Source organism: Thermoactinomyces mirandus (genome assembly GCF_013868055.1).
Lineage (GTDB): Bacteria > Bacillota > Bacilli > Thermoactinomycetales > Thermoactinomycetaceae > Thermoactinomyces > Thermoactinomyces mirandus.
The window spans coordinates 1-1,238 of the sequence record NZ_JACEOL010000092.1; the positions used below are offsets into that span (position 1 = coordinate 1).

A 1,238-nucleotide genomic window follows, 5' to 3' on the forward strand; every position below is an offset into this window, starting at 1 on the left:
GCTGGCTACTTCTCCCGGTTCAATCCGGTACCCCCGGATTTTGACCTGGTCATCGATGCGGCCCAGGAATTCCAGTGACCCGTCCGGCAGCCACCGTACCAAATCTCCTGTCCGGTACATCCGTTGCCCGGGCACAAACGGATTTGGCACAAATTTCTCTTCGGTCAGCTCCGGCCGGTGCAAATAACCCCGTGCCAGACTGGCCCCGCTTACAAACAACTCTCCCGGTACCCCGACCGGCTGCAACTGCCGATCTTCATTCAAAACATAAACCTGGTTATTGGCGATCGGTCTGCCGATCGTAACCGGTTCTCCGGCCCGAACCTCCGTGCTTGTGGTCACCACTGTATTTTCCGTCGGACCGTAGTTGTTCACCACCGCATAGCTTTGCGGATAAACCTGCTGCAAACGGTCGCCTCCCAAAAGCAGCGTCTTCAGGCTCCCGTTTTCCAGCTGCATAAACTGTTCCGCCACCTGGGTCGGCAAAAAGGCGATCGTGATTCCCTGTTCTTCCATGTACGCATTCAGTGCGTCCAGATCATAACGAAGCTCTTCTTCAATGATGTAAAGGGTGGCTCCTGCCATCCAGGTCGGGAAAATCTCCCACACGGACGCATCAAAGCCGACTCCGGCATATTTGGTGCACCGGTCTGCCGGGGTGACCTCAAACTGATTTACATGCCAGGCACACAGGTTCTCCAGGGAAGCATGTTCCACCATAACGCCTTTGGGCTTTCCGGTTGATCCTGAGGTATAGATCACATAGACCAGGTCATGTTCTCCGTTGACTGGTGCCGGATTATGCGCCGGTTCGGCATCAAAATCCGTCCGGCTCAGATTCAGTGTTTCCGTCAAAACCGGAGGCACGGTTACCTGGTCACTGGTCAAAAGCAAAACGGCCCGGCTGTCTTCCAGCATATATTGAATCCGTTCCGCCGGATACCCGGGATCGATCGGCAGGTAAGCGGCCCCTGCTTTCACCACTCCCAGTATAGCGACCATCATGTCGATGGAAGAAGGCATCAGAATCCCCACGATTTGCTCTTTCCCGATCCCCTTCATCCGCAGGGCGTGGGCCAGCCGGTTGGCCTGTTCGTTCAGCTCGCGGTAAGAGCGCTGCTCTTTCCCACAGACGACAGCGGGGTGCTCCGGCCTTTGGGCAACCTGTTCTTCAAACCAGGCCTGGATCGTTTTCCCGCGCGGATATTCCAGTTTCGGTCCTTTAAATGTTTGCAACA

General features: G+C 55.7%; 1 protein-coding gene. It reads right to left on the reverse strand.

Annotation, left to right across the window (positions count from 1 at the left end; all coding sequences use genetic code 11):
* Window positions 1-1,238, reverse strand: a 1,238-nt coding sequence (locus H2C83_RS17225) for a non-ribosomal peptide synthetase (RefSeq protein WP_181742396.1), incomplete at both ends; no start/stop codon positions are given.